The 23516-nt window shown below is 53.3% G+C and carries 19 protein-coding genes and 1 CRISPR repeat array; of the genes, 12 read left to right on the top strand and 7 right to left on the bottom strand.

What is annotated here, in order from left to right:
* On the top strand, positions 1-621 hold the full coding sequence (locus tag HMPREF0762_RS09070; protein WP_006361713.1) for a 4Fe-4S dicluster domain-containing protein: 621 nt from the start codon (positions 1-3) through the stop codon (positions 619-621).
* A 103-nt stretch (positions 622-724) separates the two neighbouring features.
* On the top strand, positions 725-1393 hold the full coding sequence (locus tag HMPREF0762_RS09065) for a TorD/DmsD family molecular chaperone (protein WP_147286820.1): 669 nt from the start codon (positions 725-727) through the stop codon (positions 1391-1393).
* A 21-nt stretch (positions 1394-1414) separates the two neighbouring features.
* On the opposite strand, the gene HMPREF0762_RS02020 is transcribed toward HMPREF0762_RS09065, so the two are convergent.
* The 4 genes from HMPREF0762_RS02020 to HMPREF0762_RS02005 form a co-directional block, all read right to left on the bottom strand.
* On the bottom strand, positions 1415-2143 hold the full coding sequence (locus HMPREF0762_RS02020; RefSeq protein ID WP_006361711.1) for a response regulator transcription factor: 729 nt from the start codon (positions 2141-2143) through the stop codon (positions 1415-1417).
* A gap of 2 nt (positions 2144-2145) precedes the next feature.
* Complete coding sequence (locus HMPREF0762_RS02015) at positions 2146-3912, bottom strand: ATP-binding protein (protein ID WP_115314269.1); 1767 nt, start codon at positions 3910-3912, stop codon at positions 2146-2148.
* Between the two features lie 211 nt (positions 3913-4123).
* The gene (locus HMPREF0762_RS02010) at positions 4124-5443 is read right to left on the bottom strand and encodes a hypothetical protein (RefSeq protein ID WP_006361709.1); all 1320 of its coding nucleotides are present in this window, start codon (positions 5441-5443) and stop codon (positions 4124-4126) included.
* A 261-nt stretch (positions 5444-5704) separates the two neighbouring features.
* On the bottom strand, positions 5705-6376 hold the full coding sequence (locus HMPREF0762_RS02005) for an alpha/beta hydrolase (RefSeq protein WP_211204454.1): 672 nt from the start codon (positions 6374-6376) through the stop codon (positions 5705-5707).
* Between the two features lie 251 nt (positions 6377-6627).
* Between HMPREF0762_RS02005 and HMPREF0762_RS02000 the strand changes: the two genes are divergently transcribed.
* The 10 genes from HMPREF0762_RS02000 (at position 6628) to cas2e (ending at position 18402) form a co-directional block, all read left to right on the top strand.
* Complete coding sequence (locus tag HMPREF0762_RS02000; protein ID WP_006361707.1) at positions 6628-7611, top strand: helix-turn-helix transcriptional regulator; 984 nt, start codon at positions 6628-6630, stop codon at positions 7609-7611.
* Between the two features lie 317 nt (positions 7612-7928).
* Positions 7929-8255, top strand: coding sequence for a hypothetical protein (locus HMPREF0762_RS01995; RefSeq protein ID WP_040618815.1), 327 nt, complete (start codon positions 7929-7931; stop codon positions 8253-8255).
* A gap of 189 nt (positions 8256-8444) precedes the next feature.
* Complete coding sequence (locus tag HMPREF0762_RS01990) at positions 8445-11438, top strand: CRISPR-associated helicase/endonuclease Cas3 (RefSeq protein WP_050759669.1); 2994 nt, start codon at positions 8445-8447, stop codon at positions 11436-11438.
* Positions 11435-13135 (top strand): type I-E CRISPR-associated protein Cse1/CasA, encoded by a 1701-nt coding sequence (gene casA, locus HMPREF0762_RS01985; RefSeq protein ID WP_040618813.1) that lies wholly within the window; start codon positions 11435-11437, stop codon positions 13133-13135. Before HMPREF0762_RS01990 ends, casA begins: the two co-directional genes overlap by 4 nt.
* Positions 13136-13138: 3 nt before the next feature.
* Entirely contained in the window at positions 13139-13771 is a 633-nt protein-coding gene (gene casB / locus HMPREF0762_RS09060) for a type I-E CRISPR-associated protein Cse2/CasB (RefSeq protein ID WP_084779341.1), read from the top strand.
* Positions 13772-13801: 30 nt separating this feature from the next.
* Positions 13802-14980 carry a type I-E CRISPR-associated protein Cas7/Cse4/CasC gene (gene cas7e / locus HMPREF0762_RS01975; protein WP_040618809.1) on the top strand — a complete coding sequence of 393 codons (1179 nt, stop codon included), beginning with the start codon at positions 13802-13804 and terminating at the stop codon, positions 14978-14980.
* On the top strand, positions 14961-15755 hold the full coding sequence (gene cas5e / locus HMPREF0762_RS09055) for a type I-E CRISPR-associated protein Cas5/CasD (protein ID WP_084779340.1): 795 nt from the start codon (positions 14961-14963) through the stop codon (positions 15753-15755). The genes cas7e and cas5e overlap by 20 nt, the downstream gene beginning before the upstream one ends.
* Complete coding sequence (cas6e, locus tag HMPREF0762_RS09050) at positions 15752-16519, top strand: type I-E CRISPR-associated protein Cas6/Cse3/CasE (protein WP_006361700.1); 768 nt, start codon at positions 15752-15754, stop codon at positions 16517-16519. The genes cas5e and cas6e overlap by 4 nt, the downstream gene beginning before the upstream one ends.
* A 3-nt stretch (positions 16520-16522) precedes the next feature.
* The gene (gene cas1e / locus HMPREF0762_RS01965) at positions 16523-17524 is read left to right on the top strand and encodes a type I-E CRISPR-associated endonuclease Cas1e (protein WP_006361699.1); all 1002 of its coding nucleotides are present in this window, start codon (positions 16523-16525) and stop codon (positions 17522-17524) included.
* Positions 17525-17526: 2 nt separating this feature from the next.
* The gene (gene cas2e / locus HMPREF0762_RS01960; RefSeq protein WP_006361698.1) at positions 17527-18402 is read left to right on the top strand and encodes a type I-E CRISPR-associated endoribonuclease Cas2e; all 876 of its coding nucleotides are present in this window, start codon (positions 17527-17529) and stop codon (positions 18400-18402) included.
* Between the two features lie 43 nt (positions 18403-18445).
* A CRISPR array of direct repeats spans positions 18446-19576; the repeat unit is 28 nt; unit sequence GTGCTCCCCGCATGCGCGGGGATGATCC.
* Between the two features lie 611 nt (positions 19577-20187).
* On the opposite strand, the gene HMPREF0762_RS09430 is transcribed toward cas2e, so the two are convergent.
* The 3 genes from HMPREF0762_RS09430 to HMPREF0762_RS01945 all read right to left on the bottom strand — a co-directional run bounded on the left by HMPREF0762_RS09430 (position 20188) and on the right by HMPREF0762_RS01945 (position 23381).
* Positions 20188-20310, bottom strand: coding sequence for a hypothetical protein (locus HMPREF0762_RS09430; RefSeq protein ID WP_009078896.1), 123 nt, complete (start codon positions 20308-20310; stop codon positions 20188-20190).
* Positions 20311-20916: 606 nt separating this feature from the next.
* The gene (locus tag HMPREF0762_RS01950) at positions 20917-23055 is read right to left on the bottom strand and encodes a heavy metal translocating P-type ATPase (protein ID WP_006361692.1); all 2139 of its coding nucleotides are present in this window, start codon (positions 23053-23055) and stop codon (positions 20917-20919) included.
* 8 nt (positions 23056-23063) lie between these two features.
* Positions 23064-23381, bottom strand: coding sequence for a DUF6110 family protein (locus HMPREF0762_RS01945; RefSeq protein ID WP_006361691.1), 318 nt, complete (start codon positions 23379-23381; stop codon positions 23064-23066).
* Positions 23382-23516 lie beyond the last annotated feature (135 nt).

Genomic DNA, 23516 nt, shown 5'->3' with positions numbered 1-23516 from the left:
ATGGCCGATTCCACTGCAGCTAAAAAAGGAGTGCTGGTCAACGAGAATCCTATGGGGTTTTATTTCGATCAGCAAGCATGCATAGGATGCCGGACGTGTCAGATCGCCTGCAAGGATAAAAACAACCTTGACGTAGGTATGTTGTTTCGAGAAGTAAAGAGCTATGAGACGGGTGTATTCCCAAATGCTCGAACGTTTCATCTTTCCATGACGTGCAATAACTGCGCTAATCCGGCTTGTGTGGCGGTTTGTCCGGTCGGCGCTATGTACATAGACGAAGAGGATGGAACCACTCAGCATGATGACGAGATGTGTATAGGGTGTCAGATGTGCATAAACGCATGTCCCTATGGCGTACCGAAATTCGACGATGGATTGAGCATATCGCGTAAATGCGATTCCTGCATTATCCTGCGCGCAAAAGGAGAACAGCCAGCATGCGTTTCTTCGTGCATCATGCGTGCTCTCGAGTTTGGTCCAATAGACCGGATAACAGCAGCGCATCCCGATGCAGTAGACCGGATTGCCGTTCTGCCGGAATCATCCCAGACGATGCCCTCTCTGCGTATCGCCCCACGAAAGGCGGCGCTTGAAACAGAGTGTCGTCAGATTACTCTGTAGAGTACGGAGAGGTGTCATTCATCTTTCATTCGCATCGTTGACCCTTGCCATCAGACGGGAGGGTCAACGATTGTTTTGGCGGGAGGATCACGTGGAGGTATGTTTGGAATCGGTTGTCTCCTTGCAGAAACTGCGGGAATTCCTCTATTCCTTCGTTTCTCGGGGATTAGCAAAAGAACCAGATGAGACATTCTGTGCGGTGGCTTCTTCTTCCGAGTTGCTTTGGGCTTTCGAGGAGTTCTTCAATGACGATCGCGCGAATAAAGCATGTGGTGCGCTTTCGTCTATGGTTGATAGGCCCGATGCCATAGAGGTTTTACGACTTCAGTTTACAAGGACGCTGATTGGTCCTGACAAGCTTCCAGCTTCGCCGTGGGAATCATCTTTCGACACCAAGGAACACTTGGTGTTTCAAAAAACGACGCTTGATGTGCGCGGTTTCTTTCGTTCGGAAGGCTATGTTTCCGCAGGATATCCTCATGAGCCCGATGATCATATTGCAACAGAGCTATCATTCATGGCGGTGCTTGCCGGGAAAACACGAGCTGCTTTCGATGCGGAAAATACGGTCGAGGGAGAACGCTTGCTTCGAAAGCAAAGTCGATTCATCAAAGATCATCTTTTGCGATGGATCGGATTGTATGCGGCTGGACTTGAGGCATCATCTGAAGGCACTGAGTTTTATGCTCAGCTCGTAAGGCTTGCAGATTGGGTTGTCGATCGAGATGCGTGCGTTCTCGAAGAATGCCTCAACCTGCGAAATCGGTCGTAGGACGATTCGGATAGCCTTGATTTACAGGTGATGCTCTTCGCAGGCGTCGGCATCCAATCGATATCCCACACCCCAGACGGTCTCGATGATACGAGGATCCGTCGGGTCATCCTCTACCTTGGAACGAAGTTTTTTCATAAAGACGGTAATCGTTGTGGTTTCGCCCACGAACTCCTTGCCCCAGCCTGCTTCAGTGAGCTGGTTTTTTGAAAAAACCACTCCTGGATGCTCCATAAGGGTTCGAATGATTGAAAATTCCTTTCGGGTAAGTTTTATATGACTTCCATCTTTGGTGAATCGGTGCTGCTCGTTGTCAAGGGACAGTCGACCGACGGTGATCACGCTATTTTTTGATTTGCCCTCTGATTCGACCGCGGATTTTATCATTGCCGCTCTTCTGAGATGAGCATCCACATGCAACATGAGTTCTCGCGCATCGAAGGGCTTGGTCATATAGTCGTCGCCGCCCGCTGCAAATCCAGCGCATTTATCTACGATATCACTTTTTGCCGAAAGAAACACTATAGGCATCGTGGCGCCCATTTCTCGTATCTTCCTGCATGTTGAGAAACCGTCCATTTTGGGCATCATCACGTCAAGGATTATCAAATCGGGTGGTATTGCGGCTACCGATTTAAGCGCATCTGCCCCATTCGCTTCATAACGAAATTCAAGGTCTTCATCAGTGACAAGGTCTTCCACTAATTTGCGTATGCTAGCCTCGTCGTCCACAAGCATGATGGTCGTCATAGCTAGAACTCCTCTTCGTCATCGATATCGCGCGAAACTGCAGCAATGGTCGGTATTCTTACCGTAAATGTGCTGCCTTGCTTTGGCGTCGATTGTACGGAAACGCTGCCCTCATGGAGCCGAACGAGTTCTTTAACCACGGCGAGTCCCAATCCTGTTCCCCTGATGTGATGACTGACTGGCATTCTTCGAGCCTGTTCATATGCTTCGAAAATACTATCCTGATCTTTAGGGTCAATGCCAATACCGTTATCGACAACGTCAATCACGATTTCATTCTCGTTTTCGTCCAGCCAAGCATGGACATCGACAGACCCGCCTTCATGGGTGTATTTGATGGCATTGTCTGCCAGATTGTCGATGACGCGACGCATCTTTTCCCAATCGGCCATTGCAATGGGAACGTTTGCATCTGCATGAGAGACGAGTTCAATGTTTTTGTTTGCGGCAAGGGGACGCAGGGTTTTTTCAACAAATTTCAGAAGCTCAACGAAGTCGATAGGTCCAAGCTCGAGCGTGTTCTTTCCCGCTTCGGCTTTGGACAGCGTGAGGATATTGTTTACTAAATTGAGCAGCACGTTTGCACTTGTCTCAATTTGAATTACTGAATCCAGGTCGCGCTCGCAAATCCCTTCAGAATTCTTAAGACGACGCGCATAGGCCATGACAGACGTTAAAGGAGTGCGCAACTCGTGGCTGACGATTGCAAAGAACTCATTTTTATAAGCTGATTCTTCGCTTAACTTATCGTAAGCGTGTTTCAGCTCGTCGCTTTGGTGTGCGAGTTTTTCATTGAGCTTCTGGAGTTCGCATGTTTGGTTTTCGACCTCTTCCGACAGATTGCAGTAAAGCCGTTGAAGTTGTCGAGCCATATTGTCGAAGCTGCGCGTGAAGTCTTCTATCTCGTCGGCAGGAATATCGGATTCTTCGGATACCTTTTGGCGCGATTTCTTGATTCTTGGCAATCGGTATTCGAAGTTGCCTTGACTGATTCGTTCTGCAGCTTGGTCGAGATCGTCGATCGGCCGAAGCACGAATTTCGTAATCGCTATGTACATGCCGAGGCTGACGAACGTAACCATAATCAGCAGGATTATCACTTGCTGGATTGATGAAAGGAAAATACCTTGAGAATAGATCTGCATGGGTTCGATGATGGACATTATTCCACCGACATCGCCGAGCTGCATGCCTTCTTTTTCGAATCCGAATTGATCGAGTTCGCCAGCGGGTTCGCCATGGCATTCAAGACACGTTTGAGTCACGTAGAGCGGTTCGGCATAGCGAAACATACGCTCTCCAGATATCTTATCGGTTACAACGCCATAATATGCCTTACGATCAGGATCTTCAGCAAAGGCATCGAAGGCTGTCTGCTCGAATTCATCAGGAGTCGATCGTTTGAGGCGCGGTGATTCTTGAACAAAATGTATGACATAGTCGGTATTTTCCGTAAAAAGAGTACTGACGGATTTTGCTGCAACCACGCATACGAGTGCTTTGCTTCTAAACGTTCCATCATCGTTGCGGTTTATCTGGTCTTGATTATTGTCTACAAAATCCCAAGTTGCGCGCATTTCTTCGGCGAGAACCTGAGCCTTTTCTAAAGCCTCGTTCTCTGCCTGTCGTTGCTGTATCGCCGTGCTCAGAAATGCATCTGCAATCATGACGACGGCGATGATTGTGCCGATGACGATCGCCATCCTGAGCCGAATGCTATGACGAAAACGCTTTTTCAATTGACGAGTTTTATCATCGGTAGAGTCCATCGTCATTCTTTCATTGGCTTGGAGAGCTGCGAGAAGAATTGCATCTCGATTGCATTTGGCGACGATCGCAGCAAAAAAGTAATCCCCTGTCAATAGGTTTGTCAACAGAAGAGGGTCGAGATTCCGGGTTGGGAAGAGCCCTCTTTCGCGCGGATGCCGTTCATGAATAAAGACGCACCGCATCATTGCAGAGCTTTTTCATGTCAATTGTCTAATCATTATGTCGTGAAACGTCATTTTGATTTTCTGGGTTAGAGCCGAGGTGACCTTCCTCTTCAGAGCGAGTCTCGAGGAAGATTATTTCGCTGCCTTTGAATATCATCGAATCTATATGGTTGTACATAAAGTTGACTTCATCTAAGGCGTTGTGCTGTCGTTCGGAAACTTTACGTACCGGGTTGTCTACCGTGATTTGCTCAACGAGCCTATGCCTTCGGTTTTCGAGGCTAGCCTTTCCAGCTTCCATCATCCTGACGGGATTGACTCTGGCAAGGTTTGATCCGGCATTATCAAGTAGTCCGCGGACAACGCCAGCGCCTTCGCGTGATGCTTGGGTAGGTTCTGCAAGCGCGATAGGTGAACCTCCGACATTCCTTGCCTTCTCCTCTAATATCATATGAGCTTTGTCTCTTGCATCGCTAAACGTATCGGTCAAACACCGGAGGTCTTCCTTTTCAGAGTCGATCCTCTTCTCAGAGAAGTCATCGTCGTAGCGCATTTCAAGTTGGCCAACCAAGGCAATAAGTTGGAATGCTGCTGCAGAGCGGTTTTCCATTTCGCATAGCTTGTCGAAATATTTGAGCACGTCCTCTTGGCTAGCCTTCTTCCGTTCTCGTATTTCGAGGTAGAGATCATTCATTGAATCAATCTGAAAATGCCAGAGCGTGGTAGCGTCCTTCAATGACTGCTCGATTCCGTTTAGGGCAGCTTGTTTCTTCTCTGGGCTGGACGCGTATTCTTCGAATCGATTTGAGTATCTTTTAAGCATATCAAAGGAACTCTGAAGCTTAGCGTTGCGTTCTCGTTGAAGCTCGCGCGTTATCGCCTCAATTCCGCTTTCGATTCCTTCGAGTTGTTCCGATATTTGAGCCATATATGCTGCGCCTACAGCGACGGCTGCACCCTGCATTGCAAGATTGGCGATCGCGGTAGGTTGCAAGCCAGCTTTCTGTATTCCGGCCATGCTTGTGAATTTGCCGTTTTGCTGGATCGAAAGAAGATTGCGCCCGTCGCATTTTCGAACGCAAAGATCTTTCCATCCCGCTCCTTTCGGAAAGGTCACTATTGCCATATCGTACTGTCCTGCAGCGTCTGCACCAGCTGCAGCCAAGGGAATGAGTCGATCGATAAATCCAGCCATATCGTTGTTTAAGGTATGGGAAATCTTGTGGGCTGCCCTCCTTTCGGCAAGAGTGAGATCATCGTTCTTGGCAACAGATAACGTGGCTTCGTCTGTTTTAGCCATTTCGGTTTGAGGCTCAACTTCATGATCGCCATCGCCGTTCTTCTTGAATATGTCGAGAAAACTCATTGGGGCACCTCCTCTTTCCTAAGGTAGAGGACTGGAATTAGCATGCAGAATTCTATCAATTCTAAGAGTTTCCAATTGCAGAGAATGTTGATTTGAGTGATGGCTCGACAGTGCATCTGCGCATATTTACGACAGAAAGGGGGCGTATTTCATTGACGATAAGGACGCTTTCGGAACGTCTTGAGGTTTATGCGACGATGACTGACGAGTCAGGAGACGCGTCAGCCGTTTGAAACTCGAATGGAAATATTAGGTCGTGCGTCAGTCCCGAATCAATTCGCCGAGCATTTTCGAATAGCCCTTCGGATCCCTGGAGAGCTTTTCGCAATGCCCGCATCCCGGCCAGAGCTTCGTTGTTGCATGGGGATAGACGCGAGGAATGGTTTTCAAGGCTTTCTTACGGTCGAAGTCTTTGTCTCCATATGCGAACGTGCATATTCGCTGCGCACTCTCCGAAAGCGTGGGCAGCTCGACGAAGGAGCAGTCGTGGGCGATGCATCTTATGCTTTCTTCGTCCATCTCGATGAAATGCTTCGCGAGCTTCGGCGCCGCCGATTCTCCGAACGCATCGACCATCTTACGTCTGCAGAGCTCAGGGTCGCTTTGGGCTTTCCCATGCTTCTTCAAGAGCTGCGAGAGAACGATACGATAGAGCATTTTCGCATTCGTGAAGAAGCTCGTTCCCTCGAAGAACAGATACTCGAAGTGGATGTCGTCGTATTTCAAAAGATGCAGAAGGACGACGCCTCCCAACGAGGCTCCGAAACCGAGCTTCAGGTTGGATGCGTCGTGCGACGTTAAGTACGAGTGGATTTCTTCTGCTTCGTGTGCAGCACCTCTGTAGGTTGCTTCGAGCGCAACGCCGTGCGCCGCAAGGTCGGGCGTGAGATATCGGTATTCATTTCCGAGGTTGTTCGCGATGAACGTCTTCATATCGTCCGCCGAGGAAAGCATGGGGTGGATCAAGAGAATAGCATCGTGCTTCGTGTCATTCCAGTCATGCATGATCAAGACGATCACTCCCGTTGCGAAGGCGAATCGAAAAAGTTGGAAGCATGCAGTCCACTATACCAGCCTGCGACGGCAGATGTAACGTTTCAGTGGGTGCGATGGTGGGGTAGCCCTTGAATTACCTGCTATGATGCGGTGCATATCCGCCGCGTTTTCAGGAGAGGCATCGTGCCATGGCTTGCAACAGCAAAGCGAAAGTGAAAATCCTATACCTCTTGAAGATTCTGCAAGAAGAGACCGACGCTGCGCACGGCCTGACCATGGCGCAGATCATCGAAAAGCTGGCGGAATACGGCGTGTCTGCCGAACGCAAAAGCATCTACGACGACATCAAGGCGCTGCGCGAGTTCGACATAGACGTGAAGACGTATCGGCGCAATCCCGTCGAATACGCCATCGAGCGACGTGATTTCACGATCGACGAGCTCATGCTGATGGTCGATGCCATCCAGTCGTGCCGAGCCATCACGGACGGCCAGGCGAAGCTGCTCGTCACGAATATCAAACAGCTTGCGAGCAACCACGAGCAGGTGCTGCTCGATCGCAGGATTCACGTGGAGGGGCGTATCAAGTCGAAGATCGAAAGCGCGCTTTCCACGGTCGATGCCGTCCATGAGGCCATCCGCCTGCGCTGCAAGATGGATTTCGCCTATCGCAAGATCGGCGTGGACGGCAAGCCGTACGAGACGAGGGGCGGCAAGAAGCACGAGGTGACGCCGGTGGGTGTTTCCTACGATGACGGTTTCTATTACCTTACTGCATGGAATGAAAGCCACGGGAATCTGACCGAGTACCGCATCGACCGCATGGCGCGCGTGCGCGTGCTCGAGGATGCGCCGGCAACACGCAATGACGAAATCGCTCGCTACCGCCACAACGATTCCAAGGGAGTCATGTTCGGCCGCTTCAACGGCGCCGAGGTTGTGGCGGAGCTTGCCGTCGATGAAGGCAAGGTCGAGATCGTGACCGACCGCTTCGGCAAGGCCGCGGTGTTTCTCAAGGCGGGAAAGTCCGAGGCGCGTGTTCGCGTGAAGATTTGCAAGAGCCAGCAGTTCTTCGGATGGATCGCGTCCATGGGCAAGACGGTGCGCATCGTGGGGCCGAAGAGCCTTGCCGAGGAGTACCGCGACTACCTGCGTTCCTTGCTGGAGGAGTAAGTCATGCTGTGCTGCGGGCGTATTTTCGCAGTGCTGTGCCTTGGGGAGTGCCTCGTGGCGAAAACGATGTTGCGGACGGTGTTTCGCGGCATCGCGCCTGTGGCATCTCGTGACGAAAAGCGAATACCTGTCCCTATTCATGGACAGGCTCGAGTGCTTGAATAGGTATCCTGCGACAATAAAGGGAAAATTGCGGCGCTCGCCGAGTACCAGCGAACGCCATGGGTAGTGGCGGGATCTTTGTGGGCGAGAAGGGGGCGAAGGGACGGATGTCGCACTCGTGGGGCTCGCCTGTCGTGAAGGGATGGAGGACAGGGATGCTGTTCGGCAACGATAAGAAGAAAGAGAATGCTTCCGGAATATTCGTCGGACCTCGTGGGATGACGACGAATGTGTCCGGGAATGTCGCGATCGTGCGCGGTTCGAACGGGCATGACGGCATGTATACCCGTGCCGGCAATACGATCGTCGGACCCCATGGTCGGCTTTACAATATAGTTGGAAGCGGGCCATCAGCCACGATTGTCGGGCCTCATGGAAAACTCTACAACGTCATAGAAAACGGATCGATGACGACGATTGCAAGCTCCAGCGGGATGCATACCGTTATTCACAACAACGGTGGCGGCGGATTCGTGGTCTAGCGCTTCGGCCTGCGGTAGGAGATCATCCGAGTCGATTCGATTGTTCAAAGTACGCATGCACGACAGGGGTGTCGTTGAGTTGGTTTTGCGTTTCTGCTTGTCGTGTGTAAGCATGAGTCCGCGTTTCTAGATTGGAACCGAAAAGGACGCATATGTTGTTGAAGATGGGCTTTCGGGAGGCGTTGCCGTATGCTCGATGAAGATGATTCCTGCGAAAGAAGGTGCTTCTTTCCTGAGGAGTTTGAGCGTGTTTCTGAGCGACTTTCGCCGCAAGCTCGAAGCCTGTGGGCTAAAACGGGAAGGGGAGAACAGTCTCATCTCTGGGAACCCCTCTATGTGCATATGGGTGATTCGGGCGAGATCGCTCGTCTTTTGTGGAGCAAATGGCTTCCTCGCACTGTAAAGAAGCTGATTGCTCAAGATCTGAGTGATTCTGCAGCCGAATCGCTCGTTGCCTGGATGGCAAGCGTCCATGATATCGGCAAAGCTACACCGGCTTTCCAATATAAAGTAACTGACAGGGCCGAATCGGTTCGAGAGACGGGTCTTGAGATACCTGCTGGAATCGATAGCAAATCGCATGCTTTTATGGGACAGGTGATCTTAGAAGACTGGCTTTTCGACCGCGCATGGTCGCATCCCAATATCTTCTCGTGCGTGGTTGGCGGCCACCACGGCGCCCCTCCAGATAGCAGCACTATTCTCGATAACCTTAGGGACAGCCTGCTTCCCAAAGAAGTATTGGGCGAATCGACATGGACGACGGTTCAGATCGAGTTGCTTGATTACGCATTCGTTCTTTCAGGGGCTTTTGGGCATGAGGGAGAACTCAAAGAGTTGGAGCTTCCGCAACATACCCAAGTTTTGCTTACTGCTCTTGTTATCATGTCGGACTGGATTGCCTCGAATGCCGACTTGCTTCCTTTAGTTTCCGGAATTGCATCTACGGCTGATTTTCGTGCGCGAGCAAGGGAGGCTTGGGAACGGCTTGCCCTCCCAGCTGCTTGGGTTCCATCTTTGCACGGGGAGCCTGCAGAAGCGCGTTTCCATGCGCGGTTCGACAATATTCCTGAAGCTGCGCGACTAAGGCCCGCACAGATTTTGGCGGTCGAAGCGGCTGAGAGCCTCGAAGATCCTGGTCTTATCATCATCGAAGCACCGATGGGTAACGGCAAGACGGAAGCATCGCTGCTGTGCGCCGAAATTCTTGCAGAGAAGTTTGGAAGCGGAGGTATCGCCTATTTGCTGCCGACCATGGCGACTTCGAATGCGATGTTCTCTCGGGTCGAAAACTGGTTGAGCCATATGGCTGATGCTGATGGGTCCAGTCGCCAGTCGATGCAGCTGCTTCATAGCAAATCGGCGCTTAACAAGGATTTCGCTAGTCTTAGAACATGGAATCATACATGGATGGGCGATGAACGAAATCAGCAAAGAAGCAAGAATCCCAATGATGAAAGTATTATCGCGCATCAATGGTTCGGAGGCAGGAAGCGTGGTCTGCTTGCGTCGTTCGTGGTTGGTACGGTTGATCAGCTTCTGATGGCCGCACTGAAAGCGAAGCATGTCCAGCTGCGCCATTTAGGGCTGGCTGGGAAGGTTGTGGTTATCGACGAAGTCCATGCCTACGATGCCTATATGAGCGTATACCTCGATCGTGTGATGACTTGGCTCGGCGCTTATAGAGTGCCGACGGTGCTGCTCTCGGCTACTTTGCCGCCGCAACGGCGCAAGCAGTTGATTCGTGCGTATCGAGGGAAAGATGCGCGGTCAACAGGCAGGCCTTCGAAAAGAAGGCTTATCGACCCGCCACGTCGGGCGACGGGGGAGCCCGCTTACCCTCTCGTTACTGTAAGTGGGCGCGATTTGGACTCGGAAAGATATTGTGACTGTGAGGTTGCGAGTCGAGGAACCGATGTCGAGATATCGTTTCTTTTGGACGGGGATGACGATTTACTTGCGACGTTGCGTGACAGGTTGTCCGATGGGGGTTGTGCTTGCGTCTTGCGAGATACGGTTTCGCGGGCTCAAGAAACATACGAGTTTCTTAAAACTGCAATGGATGCCGAGGTGCGACTTGTGCACTCTCGTTTCATTGCGGCAGATCGCTTGAGCAACGATGCCGAGCTTCTGAAATTGCTTGGACCTAATGCGTCCAGGCGGCCTCGGTCGCTAGTTGTTGTCGGTACTCAGGTTATTGAGCAGTCGCTCGACATAGATTTCGATTTTATGATTACCGATATAGCTCCTATCGACTTGCTGCTGCAGCGCATGGGACGTTTGCATAGGCACCAGCGTGGCGAAGGACAGTCTGAGCGCTCAGCGAAACTAAGGACGGCGCAGTGTTTCATAACGGGGTCGAAAGATTGGTCGGTCGAACCTCCTGAGTTCGATAAGGGCATCATAGCTGTGTACCATCCTGCACTTTTGCTTCGGACGATTTTGGCGTTAAAGGTTAGATGCGATGGCGCGGGGGGTTCTAGAATCAATCTTCCGCATGATATTGCGGGGCTTGTGGAGACGGTATACGAAGGGCTGGAGCCCGGTTCGAACGATTTCCTACTTGACGGATTGAAAGACGACGCTTGGCGTGATGCATTGCTTGGGGCGCAGGATGATCTGCGTCAATATCGTATGAGTCAAGAGAGCAAAGCGAGTAATTGGCTTTTGGGTAAAGAGCGCACTAAGCCTGGGAAGGTATTTGACCTCGTCGGTTGGCTGGGAAACAGGTTTTCCCTATCCGACGAGGAAACGGGTCGTGCCGCCGTTCGGGACAGCCAAGAATCACTCGAAGTGGTTGCGCTGCATTGCGATGCTGGGAACCTATCTGTCTTTCCTTGGGTGGCGCTGCAGGAGGGAGTAGAGGAAAAATATACAGCGTTGGGCGATGGAACGACGGCACCTGACGACTGTGCGGCCTGTCTTGCGGCTACGTGCACGGTGCCTCTTCCACCTCTTCTTACCAAGCCTTGGCGGATAGCAGGGATTGTCAGCGCCCTTGAATCGGCGACGAATGTATCTGGGTGGCAAGAATCTCGATGGCTCAAAGGTCAGCTCCCGCTTGTTTTTGATCGGAATGGAGTTGCGGTCGTCGATTGCGAAAGGGAGCGATATCATCTCGGTTATTCAAGGGAGCTGGGGCTAAGGTTGCTTGAAATAGAGCATAAGGAGGTTGAGCAGTGAGTGAGAATGTCCATTTTAACCTGGTAGATGAGCCTTGGATTCGCGTTCGAGATATGAGGGGAATCTCGCGCGAACTTTCACTTTGGGATTTATTTACTTGTGCGGGAGAGTTGAAATGCCTGGCGAATGATTTGCCTACCCAGGACATTGCGATTCTCAGACTGTTGCTCGCGATATTGCAGCGTTCCCTTTCTCCCAGCCTCGATGAAGACGATGACCCTGCGGAGGTATGGGCCAAACTATGGGAGGCCGATACTCTGCCGGTCGAAGAGATACACAGCTATTTGGAGAAATGGCGTCATCGTTTTGATTTGCTCGATAATAATGAACCGTTTATGCAGATAGCAGGGTTGGTACGGAGTAACGATGCGATCAAAGACGAGGATGGCGAACCATACCTTAAGCGCGTCATTGCGGATGTGCCGAGCCGTCGGAACAGGCGACTTTTTTCAGTTCGAATGGGCGAGGGAATTAATAGACTATCTTATGCGGAAGCTGCTCGCTGGCTCATCCATGTGCATTCTTTTGATACCGGTGGTCCCAAGAATGCTGCGAAGGGAGACTCCTCTGACGTAATAAAAAAGGAGGGTAGGTCGTATCCAGGTGGAACGGGATGGTTGGGCCGCATAGGGTGCTTATATTTTGAAGGATCGACTATAAAAGAGACCTTAATCCTAAATTTTGTACCACTGTATCGCAACGAGATCGATTCTCTTTTTCCCGAAAATGATCTCCCTATCTGGGAGCGCAGGCAGAGGTGCGTTTCCGATGGGCATGAGCCACGGGTCCTTCCCGACGGGAGGGCCGATCTGTATACATGGCAATCTCGCTGGGTCAACTTTTCTCATGAAGATGGCATGATAACCAACGTTGTGCTGTCGGCTGGAGATCTGCTGTCCGTCGAAGCTGCTGAGCTCTACACGGTGGAAAACATGACTAGTTGGAAAGAGGGAACCTCAAAGAGTAAGCCTTCTGCGCCGAAATTGATTCCGATGCATTTTGATTCCGACAAGGCGCTATGGCGTGGACTGAATGCAATCTTTGCGCAAAATTGCAGTAATAAGAATCCGGCTTGCCATCTATCCGGTACCGCAGTGTGGTTGAGGCATCTCTCGAGCAATAATGGAGGAAGGGCTATTAGCAAAGAATACTTATTGAATGTACATGCCGTTGATTTTAAATACGACGACAGCCAATCATCCTCGTATCATTCCATGGTTGACGATAAGCTCGAGATGAGTTCCTATTTGCTGTCGCCCGAAGGTGCTCCTCTGGTTAACTTCGCCTGTGGGTGTGTTGAAAAGACGAAAGAGGCTGTTAAGACGCTTGGTGATCTTGCGGTAAATCTGTATTTGGCGTCGGGCGGAGATAGCGCAAGCTCGTCGGGAGTTCGCGAAGCGGCGGAGTCTAGAGCATTCTTTGAAATCGATCGTTTATTTCGGGTTTGGTTTTCAGCATTGGGATCTCAGACAAATGCAGAAGCGGCGCGTGCTGGATGGTATGCGCAATTGCGCGATGTTTTGATGAGGCTCGCTCAAGAACTGATTGGCGAAGCTGGTCCTGCGGCAGTGCGAGGATCGCAATTGAAGAACAAAAAAGATTGGATGACGGCAGGAAAAGCCGAGGCACGGTTCTATGCGACGCTCGATTGCATTTTGTCTTGTGGAAGCAAAGAGGAGAAAGTAAAGGAGGGATGAGTAATGCAGGAGACGAGGGAAGTAGCGAGTAACGAGATTCGAAACTTTGTTTCTGGCAAGGTCTGTAGGCTTCAGACAAGCTACCTTTCTGCATCTGACAAATCCACAGGTGCACGACGGCTCTCAGCATTGCGACATGCTATTGCCAAGGAGCCAGGTTCGTCGGCGGATATATGGGATATCGAGATTGGTGGGCTTCGGGCTGATCTTGTTGGCAAGGATGATCGTCCCTCAAGCGCGGAGCGGGCCGTACATGGCGCATTAACGTTGTATGCATTCCATCAACAGTCGAAGAGCAATCCTATGCATGTTTCCGGCAGAGAACATGGCCTTGGCTTCGCTATGCGAGATTTGATCCAGCAAGATAAGAATCATTATCGTAATCGAGCTGAAGAAGAGCTGCCTCGCCGCTTCGCCGCTCTGGTAACTGCTGAATCGATGCCAGAGATGCTGCATTATCTTCGACAACTGATTCAGCAGCTTAGATCTGCCGGAATTCCGCTCGACTACGGCTTGCTGGCAGCCGACCTTTATAGGTTGCAAAATCCCTATCAGGCCGATTCCGTTCGACGAAAGTGGGGACGTGAATTCGCATATCGTAGGAAACCAGCGTCGGCAGAAGACAATCAGAGCTAATCGACAGCCATCGTCAAGAAAGGTGTCATCATGAGCAACAATCCTCTTTATATTGATATCCACATTCTTCAATCCGTGCCGCCTAGCAACATCAATCGCGATGATACGGGCAGTCCGAAAACGGCTAAGTTCGGCGGGGTGACTCGCGCTCGCATCTCGAGTCAAGCATGGAAGAAAGCGACGCGTGATTTGTTTCCGGACTATCTTGACGAGGATGAACTCGCGTACAGAACCAAGCATGTGGTCGGCCTCATCTCTGATGCAATCCGAGAAAGAATGCCTGAAGTTAGTGAAGGTGACGCAATCGAAAAGGCAAAGGAGGTTTTGGTCGCGCTAGGCTTCAAGCTTAAGAAAGAGGAAAACGAGTACCTTAACGAGTATCTTATCTTCATTGGCACGCTGCAGATCGGCAAGCTTGCAGAGCTCGCCATTCAAGCGTTGAGAGATGGGGAAAAAGTTGACAAAAAGGAAGCTAAGAAGATTCTTGACGTAAAGAGGTCTCCAGCCTTAAATGCTGTCGATATCGCCATGTTCGGACGTATGGTCGCCGATGCTCCTGATCTGAACGTCGATGCTTCCGTTCAAGTCGCTCATGCGATCAGCGTATCCAGTGCAGAAACGGAATTCGATTATTTTACGGCGCTCGATGACAAGGCTCCTGAGGATAATGCCGGCGCAGCCATGATCGAGACAACTGAGTTCACATCGGCGATGTTCTATCGTTACGCAAATGTGGACGTCTTTCATTTATGCGAAAATCTAGGCTCTCCTGATGCGGCGACTAAAGGCATAAACGCCTTCTTGCAATCATTCGTCAAGTCTATGCCGACGGGAAAGCAAAACTCTTTCGCCAATAGGACCTTGCCTTCAGCTGTCGTTATCCAGCTGCGTGATTCGCAACCGGTTAGTTTGGTGAACTCCTTCGAACGACCCGTGGTTGCCCTGAGGGATAAAAGCCAGCTTACGAATGCAGCCGAAGCGCTTGTTGCTCAAGAGAAAGCCCTCGACGAGGCGTTTGGTGTGACTCCGCAGCATACATTTGTGGTTGCTGCATCGCCTGACGCCTCTGTGTTGAAAGAGCTTGCTGATGGTGATCCGATGGGGTTGGATGACGCCGTCGATCAAATCGTCGCTTTCTGCAGTGACTACTTGTCCGAATGCGGCTTCCGTGACGAAGAGCGTGAGCAAAATGACAGTCTTACTGCTTAAGTTGGCAGCACCGTTGCAGTCATGGGGCGCAAGCAGCCGTTTTACCGAGCGGACCACTCGTCATGAGCCTTCGAAAAGCGGGGTGATAGGTTTGCTTGCGGCCGCGCTCGGTCGTCGGCGAGAGGATTCTGTCGACGACCTTGCTGCCCTGCGGTTCGCGGTGCGTATCGATCAGCCGGGCAGTTTCATGCGCGATTTCCAAACTGAACACACACGGAAATGGGATTCTGATACAAGGAGGTTTGTTTTCAACGAAAGCCTCTCCCTGTCTAAGCGTGATTATCTCTCGGATGCTGTCTTTGTGGCTGCTCTTGAGGGGGATGAAGACTTGCTTGCCGAATGTGCAGAAGCCCTTCACCATCCTGCGTTCCCGTTGTTTTTAGGACGGCGTTCGTGTCCGCCTTCAACTCAAGTGTACCTTGGCTTGGTGGATGGCCCTATGATGGAGGCACTTGCGGACATCCCCTGGCAGGCAACCGAGCGACATTGGAACTATGCCTATCGGTTCAGGGGTGATAAACCGAAGGAAACGGTTGAACTGAAGGTTGTGTACGAGGCTACTGAAGAGCAGGCCGCATGCACTTTGAGCGAAACGGTTCGTGATGTGCCTCTGAGCTTTTCTCAACTTAAACGCGAATACGGATGGCGAACGGAAACAACCATACGTATGGCGGTGAAGAATTCATTCTGGTCTTCCGACGACGGACGACCAGCCAGTACTTCGATAGCTTCCGAACATGATCCGTTCGCGATCTTGGAAGAAGGATCCGAATGACGTATCTCACACGTTTTCCTATAAACAAAACTCGGAGAGATGCACGTAGATTGCTTGCATCCCCCTATCAGATGCATGCGGCCATTGCCGGTAGCTTTCCTGTGATTCATTGTTTGGATTCCGGCAAGAAGAGGGTCCTTTGGCGTGTCGATGCTTCCGAGGATGGTTCGGCACGACTCTATATCGTGAGTCCCGACAAGCCGAGTTTGGTTGGATTGGATGAGCAAATCGGCTGGCCTGACTTGCCTCAGCAATGGGAGACGAGAAGCTACGATACGTTTCTTTCTCGTATCGAGATAGGGCAAGAGTATGCGTTTCGGCTGTTCGCAAATCCAGTTTTGAGTCGAAGCACGAGAGGAGGGCGCACTGTTCCTCGAAACGAAAAGGGGAAACCGAAGCGGATAGGTCATTTAACCGTCCTGCAGCAGGCAGCATGGCTTATCGGGAAAGATGCTTATCTCGGTTCTGGCTTAGAGGTTCCCGAGCTGTTTGCGCATCAAGAATGGAATCGAGCTCAGCGAAACGGATTTGAGGTTCTTACGAATCTCGATGGTACCGCACGGCTTATTGTTTCTCATTCAGGTAAACAGAAGTTGCGGAGCGGGCGAGAATCATGCCCCATAACTTTGAGCACGGCTCAGTTCGATGGATTCTTGCGCGTTTCAGATCCCGATCTCTTGCGCTCGGCCCTCGTGAATGGCATTGGGCATGCGAAGGGGTTTGGTTGCGGTCTCTTGACCCTTGCGCCTATGGTGGTTAGATAAGTCATGACGTGCATTCCCGGTATCCAGAAGCCAGATTTGCATGCACTTCCTACCATCAAGGAGCGCATAACGTTTCTTTACGTTGAGCACTGCCTTATCAATCGGCAGGATGGTGCGGTAACTATTACCGATACACGGGGAACCGCTTATGTGCCCGCAGCATCTCTGGGTGTTTTGATGCTTGGCCCAGGAACGAATGTTTCGCATCGGGCCATGGAATTATTGGGTGATGCGGGTGCAAGCATTGTCTGGGTAGGGGAGCGAGGCGTGAGGTATTACGCTCATGGCAGGCCGCTCACTCATTCGTCTCACTTGGTTGTTAGACAGGCTGAACTCGTCTCCAATAAGCGGAAACGCTTAGCTGTGGCTCGCGCGATGTATCAGATGCGTTTTCCCGGTGAGAATGTATCTCATTTGACCATGCAGCAGTTGCGCGGTCGTGAAGGATCGCGCATTCGTTCGCTCTATCGCAGGTTATCTGAGGAATTTAAGGTTCCTTGGAAGGGCAGGGAATACAATCCAGATGACTTCGAGGATGCAACGTCCATCAACCAGGCTCTTTCTGCTGCCCATGTTTGTCTGTACGGTGCGGTGCATAGCGTGATCGTTGCTCTAGGATGTTCGCCTGCGCTAGGGTTCGTCCATATGGGGCACGAGAGGTCATTCGTTTACGACATCGCCGATCTATATAAAGCAGAGGTCACCATTCCCATCGCATTTCAAGTGGCTTCAGAAGTCGAGGGAGACGTTGGAGCGACTACCAGGAGAAGGGTTCGCGATGCGTTCCTAGACGGAAGGATTATGGAACGGGTGGCGAGAGATGTAAGAAGGCTGCTTCTCAATAGTGACGATTCGGTCAATGGGCTGGATGAGATTGATTTCGACACAATGCTGTTATGGGATGAGCGTGATTCTGCAGTACGCTTTGGCGTTTCGTATGGTCGGGAATACGATGCACCGATAACGGTCGAAGTCGAGAACAATGGCAGTCTGGTTGGAGTTTAAGAATGGTTGTCATTACGCTCGAGAAATGCCCTCTTGCATTGCGAGGGGATTTGACCAAGTGGCTTCAAGAAATAAGCATGGGGGTGTATGTCGGGCAAGTTAGTGCTCGCGTGCGCGATAGACTATGGGAGCGCGTGTGCAAGGAATGCAAGAGCGGCCGAGCAACGATGGTCTATTCGGTTCGCAATGAGCAGCGACATGACTTTCGTATTCACAACACTACATGGGAGCCCATTGATTTTGACGGCCTAAAGCTCATGATGAGGCCGAGTTCTGCAAGGACGAAGTCGCTGGGGAAGAAGCGCCTGAGATGGAGCGAGGCATCCCGCTTCTCGAAGAAAAAAGGCAGAAAGCCAAATAGAGATTTCGAACTGCCAAGTGAATATGTGGTCGTCGATATTGAGACGACGGGTCTTAACCCTAACAAGGACGAGATAATCGAGCTTGCCGCCATTCGAGTGCGCGGAGGAAGAGAAACCGATGCTTTTCAATGCCTGGTTCGTTGCGGGGGAGAGCTGTCCGACGCAATCGCCAAATTGACCGGGTTGAGCCATAGCAGACTGATGGCCGAGGGCCTGATACTAGAAAATGCGCTCATGAATTTTTTAGAATTCGTGAGCGACGATCTAATTGTTGCCCACAATGCCGAATTCGATATCGGGTTCATTCAGTCTGCTTGTGAAGAGCTTGATTGGGATGATTTTGACAATGATTATCTTGATACGCTTGCATTGGCTAGGAAGAAGTTGCCGCAAATATCGGATCATCGGCTGAGTTCTTTAGCTGAACGCCTGCACCTTGAAAATAGACAACCTCACAGGGCACTTTCCGATTGTAGATTGACGCATTGCCTTCTTGTTAAACTGAATGAAAACTGATTTAGTATTAACGATGGGCTATATTGAACTGGGATGATTTAGTGTGCTCCCCGCATGCGCGGGGATGATCCCCCACGCCGTTCGTCTCCCCCGCGGGGGAGTCCACGTGCTCCCCGCATGCGCGGGGATGATCCCCCCCGGCGGGCCAACGGGAGCCGACGCAATGCGTGCTCCCCGCATGCGCGGGGATGATCCCGGAGCGCGCGAGGGCAGAGAGGATCGCCCGCGGTGCTCCCCGCATGCGCGGGGATGATCCCTCGTCGTAGACGTGTACAGGAGAACTTTCGATGTGCTCCCCGCATGCGCGGGGATGATCCCACCGGATGGTTCGCGACCGAACTGCCGAACCCGTGCTCCCCGCATGCGCGGGGATGATCCGTATGTATCGGCGTTGCTGCCAAGCCCCCTCCTTGTGCTCCCCGCATGCGCGGGGATGATCCCGGCTACGATGCGACAATCAAGCGCGTGCGCAAGTGCTCCCCGCATGCGCGGGGATGATCCCGTCATGAAGTACGTATGGCGCTACCGGATGAAGTGCTCCCCGCATGCGCGGGGATGATCCCATCCAAGCGGAGCTTTCGGAAGCATCGCCTTCGTGCTCCCCGCATGCGCGGGGATGATCCTTTGTCCTGCGCGGCGCCGAGGTCGGGGTCTCCGTGCTCCCCGCATGCGCGGGGATGATCCTGGATATAATGGCACTGAGACCTGGGCGAATAAAGTGCTCCCCGCATGCGCGGGGATGATCCTACGCAAGAGCAAAGGTGTGATGCAACGCGCCGGTGCTCCCCGCATGCGCGGGGATGATCCCTACCAGCCTCCCGCATGCTTCGACCAGACGACGTGCTCCCCGCATGCGCGGGGATGATCCCTGATAAGGTCGAACATCTTCTCGCCCGATTCGGGTGCTCCCCGCATGCGCGGGGATGATCCCCGGATGTGGAGGTCGATCATGAGCAGGGGTAGGTGCTCCCCGCATGCGCGGGGATGATCCCAACACCATGAACCAGACCGGCGGCTATACCTAGTGCTCCCCGCATGCGCGGGGATGATCCCTGTCGCAGATGCGCGAATCCATGGCCGAGCTTGTGCTCCCCGCATGCGCGGGGATGATCCCTACCCTCGTATGCCTCTTCGCCGACAACGGCGGTGCTCCCCGCATACGCGGGGATGACCCCAGGTACGGGCATTTCTCGGCGAGGGCCTTGACGTCGACGCCTTCGAGCGTCCCGTCGTCGGCGAGCTTCGCCCCGGTCATGTCGATATGGGCCATCGCGGCCTGCGCGTCTACGCATCCGCCCGTGAGCAGCTCGTGCTCCACGGCCCATCTCTTCGCCTCGTCGGCGTGGCGGGCAATGACGGCCTCGAGGTCGTCGGCGGCCTTGGCAGCGGCGCCTTTCGCGTCCCCGTCGTTCCCTGCGGGGGTCTGCGGCGCGATGGCGCGCAGCGACTCCATGATCGGGGTGAGCTGCTTGCCCATCTGCTCGCTCACGATGCGCGCGATCTGCTGCTCCTGGCTGGGCTGCCCCGCCCCTTTGCTGCTGCCCTTGGGCCGATCCCTGGCCCTCGCCTTCTCCGTGCATGCCTGCTCCTGTCTCGTCGAGTTTGTTTCGGGCTTCACTGCCCGCTGGCGTCGTCGCTCTGCGCTCGCGGCCCGCGCGATGTCCGTGGGCCTCTGCGCTCGGCCCGTGCGATGATGAGATGATGCTGCGCGCGTCACCCGGGCACGAAAAAGCCCCGCCGGAGCGGGGCCTGGATGATCGCTATTCGGTTGGATTGCTTATGAGGCTATTCGGTTAGATTTCTAAGCCTTGGTCCGCATTCGGAGCGGAGCAGCCCGATCTCCTTCTTGAGCTCTTCCGGGGCGTCGGGTAGCGGATCGAGGTTCTCGTCGAAGAATGCGGAAAACACATAATCGGCTCCATGCTTCTCAAGAAGCTTGCGGAAGAATGGAGCTTCCGGCAAGATTCGCGATATTACGAGAGCCTCCTTCTCAATTCTTCCATGACATATGGTATGAACTGGGATTTTCCTATCTCGCCATTATACGCCAGCTCTACGCACACGGCCAGGCCTTCTGGGTGCAGGGTCGATGGGTCTCCTGTTACGGTAGCCTCCTGTTTTGGATGAAGAGACGCGGATTCGATGGCCCTGTCCAATTTCAGTCTCGATTTTTCCGCAGCAAACCTATCGGTGTTCATCTTCCTGAGCGCGGTGCACCCCGCATGCGCGGGGATGGTTTTCTGTCAAGGATAGCCGTCGACGTATCGGAGGATCCGAGCCTGACTTATGGCGAAGCAGCAAGTTATACTGCGCACTCGATATGGCGCAATGGATTCGATGAAGCTCTTCATAACGGAAGGCTTTCTCGGATAAAGCCCATGCGTCTGGAGAGAGACAAATAGAGCCGAACTCGTGTCGCGATGGCGTCACAAGTTCGGCTTCATGAATTAATTGTACCGCATCGGGGTGTGGCGGAGCGGAGATGGGTGTGCTGTAAAGAAGTCTGCCCAAACCTCACGCGATAGGATGGTCGATATCCACGCGCTTAGTCTCCTTAGGCAGATAGCGACGGGTGTTGAAGGCGGAAAGCGCAATCGTCGTGCCGTTGTGGAGCAGCGAGCCCAGCGTCGGTTTGATCGCTCCGATGATTCCGAGTGCGATAAGCAGCGTGTTCACCGCGATTGCCGTGTTATAGCCGTGTCGCATGCGCTTATCGAGCATGCGTGAGAGCCTCCGCAACTCCACGAGCGATTCCAAATCATCGGAGAGCAGGGCGATATCGGCGGCCTCGCGTGCTATGGAGCTTCCCGCCTTCATCGCGATGCTCACGTGCGAGACGGAAAGCGCAGGAGAGTCGTTGACTCCATCTCCCACCATGCACACTTTGCGTCCGGCATTCTGCAGTTCCTGGATGATCGTATACTTGTCCTCGGGGAGCAGATCCGCACGGTATTCGGTGATTCCGCATTCCCGCGCGATGCGCTCGGCGCTCTTGCGGTTGTCTCCAGTGAGCATGATCACGTGTTCGAAACCCTCTTCGTGGAGCTCCTCGATTACGCGCCTGGCGGTTCTCTTCAGCGGGTCCTTGATGTAGATGACGCCGCGCAGCCGGCGGTCGACCGACAGAAACAGCGGCGACATCCCCGCGGCGTGCGCGTGTATCTCATCGAGCTCATCTGCTGTGACGGCGACCTGCTCCTGTTCGATGACGAAGCGTTCGCTGCCGAGCACGACGCGCTTGCCCCGCAGCGAGCTTACGATGCCGTGCGCGACGATATATTCGACGCCCGCATGCTCCTCACGATGCTCGAGGCCCTCTTCGAATGCCTTGTTGACCACGGCGCGCGCCAGCGGATGCGGAAAGTGCTCTTCCAGGCAGGCGGCGAGCCTCAATGCCTCGTCTCTGCTCCATCCGCCATACGCCACAACGCTTTCCACCTCGGGGGCGGACGTCGTGAGCGTCCCGGTCTTGTCGAAGACGATGGTGTCGGCCTCGGCCATATGATCGAAGTAGCGCGATCCCTTCACCACGAAACCGTGTTGCGCGCTTTCGCGTTGCGCCGCCATGACCGCGATGGAGCCGGTAAGCCTCAGGGCGCACGAGTAGTCGACCATGAGCGCTCCCGACACCTTGGACAGGTTGCGCGTCACGAGCGCGACGGTGCCGGCCAGGAGGAAATTCCACGGCACGAGCGCGTCGGCCATCTGTTCGACATGACGCTGATCGGACGACTTGAGCGATTCGGACTGCTCGACCATCGTGATGATATTGCGCAGCTTGCTAGCATGAGGGTCGTCTTCCACCCGCACGAAGATCTCGCCCTCTTCAAGCGCGGTTCCCGCATAGACCGTGTCGCCGACCTCGCGGGTGACGGCGAGCGGCTCGCCGGTAAGCGAGCTTTGGTTGACTGCGGCGGTGCCCCGTATGACGGTGCCGTCGACGGGAATCTGCTCTCCAAGGCGTACGACGATGACATCGCCGATATGCAGGTCCGCAATCTCGACATCGCGCTCGTCGCCCGATTCGAAGGCGCGCCGCGCCTTGCTCGGAATCGTGAGCAGGGAACGGATCAGACCGCTTTCACTGCGTCGATGCGTGTAGTTTTCGAGCGCATCATCGGCATTGAGAAGGAGCATGATGTTCGAGGACGTGTCGGGTTTGCCCTGCAGAAGCCCCAAGGTGATTGCGGCCGCATCAAGCACGGGAACATCCAAACGCTTGTTCAGAAGCGACTTAAGTCCCAGCGTCCAGAAGGGAAGTGCGCTGACGATGGTCCAAACGAGCCGTAGGGGGCGGGGGAGGAGGATGCGCCTGAGAAGCTGTAGGACAAGCATCGTCGCAACGCTGCTGATGAGGTGGCGGGGACGCGGTGCCAAGGCGACGGAATCCGCAGGTTCCCACTGCTTTATCTCGGAATAGGAGAGGGCGTCCATCTTCTCGATGACGCGTCTGCGCGCATCGCGCAATTCCCGCTTCGTGGCAGCGCGGTATGTTATCGCGAGATATCCCGCTTTGGGGTAGGCATCTGCACGTTTTACGGAATCGAGCTGGCTGAACAGCTCCTCAAAAGCGACGGCATCCGTCTCGGGAATCTTGCCGCGCAGGTCGAATCGGATGCGTCCTGGAGTCTCATGTGCGATGAGGTACCGCATGACGCACGCTATTTCTTCGCCGCGTGTTTCGTCGCTGTCTTGGGGGTCGCGGTCGACGTGGTAGACGGCTCTTCTTCCGAGCTTGCCTTGTCGGAGGAAACGTCGTCGGAGGGGACGTCATCGCCGTTTCTGGCGTACTCGGCCTCTGCCATCAGGTCGTCGAACTCCGCCTTGGCCTCATCGACCAGCGTGCTGGCAGTCTCCCTCACTTGCATGCCGCCTACCAGCGCATCCACGTAGAGCTGCTTCGCGGGCTTGCTCTTGAGCACCTTGAGGCCCGCTGTTCCGACCAAGACGCCGATGCCGACAAGCCATGCAGGATGCATAGTGTCCTCCTAACCTTGCCGTGCGTTTTGCTCCGCAGTTAGATAGTTAGTATAAACTAACTATCTTTTAAAGCCAGACTCGTCCCAACGCGATTGCCTGTTCAATGAGATCAACCTGTGTGAGGCCAGGAAACA

Origin of the sequence: Slackia exigua ATCC 700122 (assembly GCF_000162875.1) — a bacterium.
In the GTDB taxonomy this organism is placed as follows: Bacteria; Actinomycetota; Coriobacteriia; order Coriobacteriales; family Eggerthellaceae; genus Slackia; species Slackia exigua.
The sequence above is the reverse complement of the archived record's forward strand: the minus strand, read 5'-3'. Positions and strand labels throughout refer to the sequence as shown.

What these genes read in the sequence shown, in the direction of transcription:
- HMPREF0762_RS09070 (WP_006361713.1), top strand. Translation starts at nt 1, where the DNA reads ATGGCCGATTCCACTGCAGCTAAAAAAGGAGTGCTGGTCAACGAGAAT.
- HMPREF0762_RS02020 (WP_006361711.1), bottom strand. Translation starts at nt 2,143, where the DNA reads ATGACGACCATCATGCTTGTGGACGACGAGGCTAGCATACGCAAATTA.
- HMPREF0762_RS02015 (WP_115314269.1), bottom strand. Translation starts at nt 3,912, where the DNA reads ATGGACTCTACCGATGATAAAACTCGTCAATTGAAAAAGCGTTTTCGT.
- HMPREF0762_RS02010 (WP_006361709.1), bottom strand. Translation starts at nt 5,443, where the DNA reads ATGAGTTTTCTCGACATATTCAAGAAGAACGGCGATGGCGATCATGAA.
- HMPREF0762_RS02005 (WP_211204454.1), bottom strand. Translation starts at nt 6,376, where the DNA reads ATGAAGACGTTCATCGCGAACAACCTCGGAAATGAATACCGATATCTC.
- HMPREF0762_RS02000 (WP_006361707.1), top strand. Translation starts at nt 6,628, where the DNA reads ATGGCTTGCAACAGCAAAGCGAAAGTGAAAATCCTATACCTCTTGAAG.
- HMPREF0762_RS01995 (WP_040618815.1), top strand. Translation starts at nt 7,929, where the DNA reads ATGCTGTTCGGCAACGATAAGAAGAAAGAGAATGCTTCCGGAATATTC.
- HMPREF0762_RS01990 (WP_050759669.1), top strand. Translation starts at nt 8,445, where the DNA reads ATGCTCGATGAAGATGATTCCTGCGAAAGAAGGTGCTTCTTTCCTGAG.
- casB (WP_084779341.1), top strand. Translation starts at nt 13,139, where the DNA reads ATGCAGGAGACGAGGGAAGTAGCGAGTAACGAGATTCGAAACTTTGTT.
- cas7e (WP_040618809.1), top strand. Translation starts at nt 13,802, where the DNA reads ATGAGCAACAATCCTCTTTATATTGATATCCACATTCTTCAATCCGTG.
- cas5e (WP_084779340.1), top strand. Translation starts at nt 14,961, where the DNA reads ATGACAGTCTTACTGCTTAAGTTGGCAGCACCGTTGCAGTCATGGGGC.
- cas6e (WP_006361700.1), top strand. Translation starts at nt 15,752, where the DNA reads ATGACGTATCTCACACGTTTTCCTATAAACAAAACTCGGAGAGATGCA.
- cas1e (WP_006361699.1), top strand. Translation starts at nt 16,523, where the DNA reads ATGACGTGCATTCCCGGTATCCAGAAGCCAGATTTGCATGCACTTCCT.
- cas2e (WP_006361698.1), top strand. Translation starts at nt 17,527, where the DNA reads ATGGTTGTCATTACGCTCGAGAAATGCCCTCTTGCATTGCGAGGGGAT.
- HMPREF0762_RS01950 (WP_006361692.1), bottom strand. Translation starts at nt 23,055, where the DNA reads ATGCGGTACCTCATCGCACATGAGACTCCAGGACGCATCCGATTCGAC.
- HMPREF0762_RS01945 (WP_006361691.1), bottom strand. Translation starts at nt 23,381, where the DNA reads ATGCATCCTGCATGGCTTGTCGGCATCGGCGTCTTGGTCGGAACAGCG.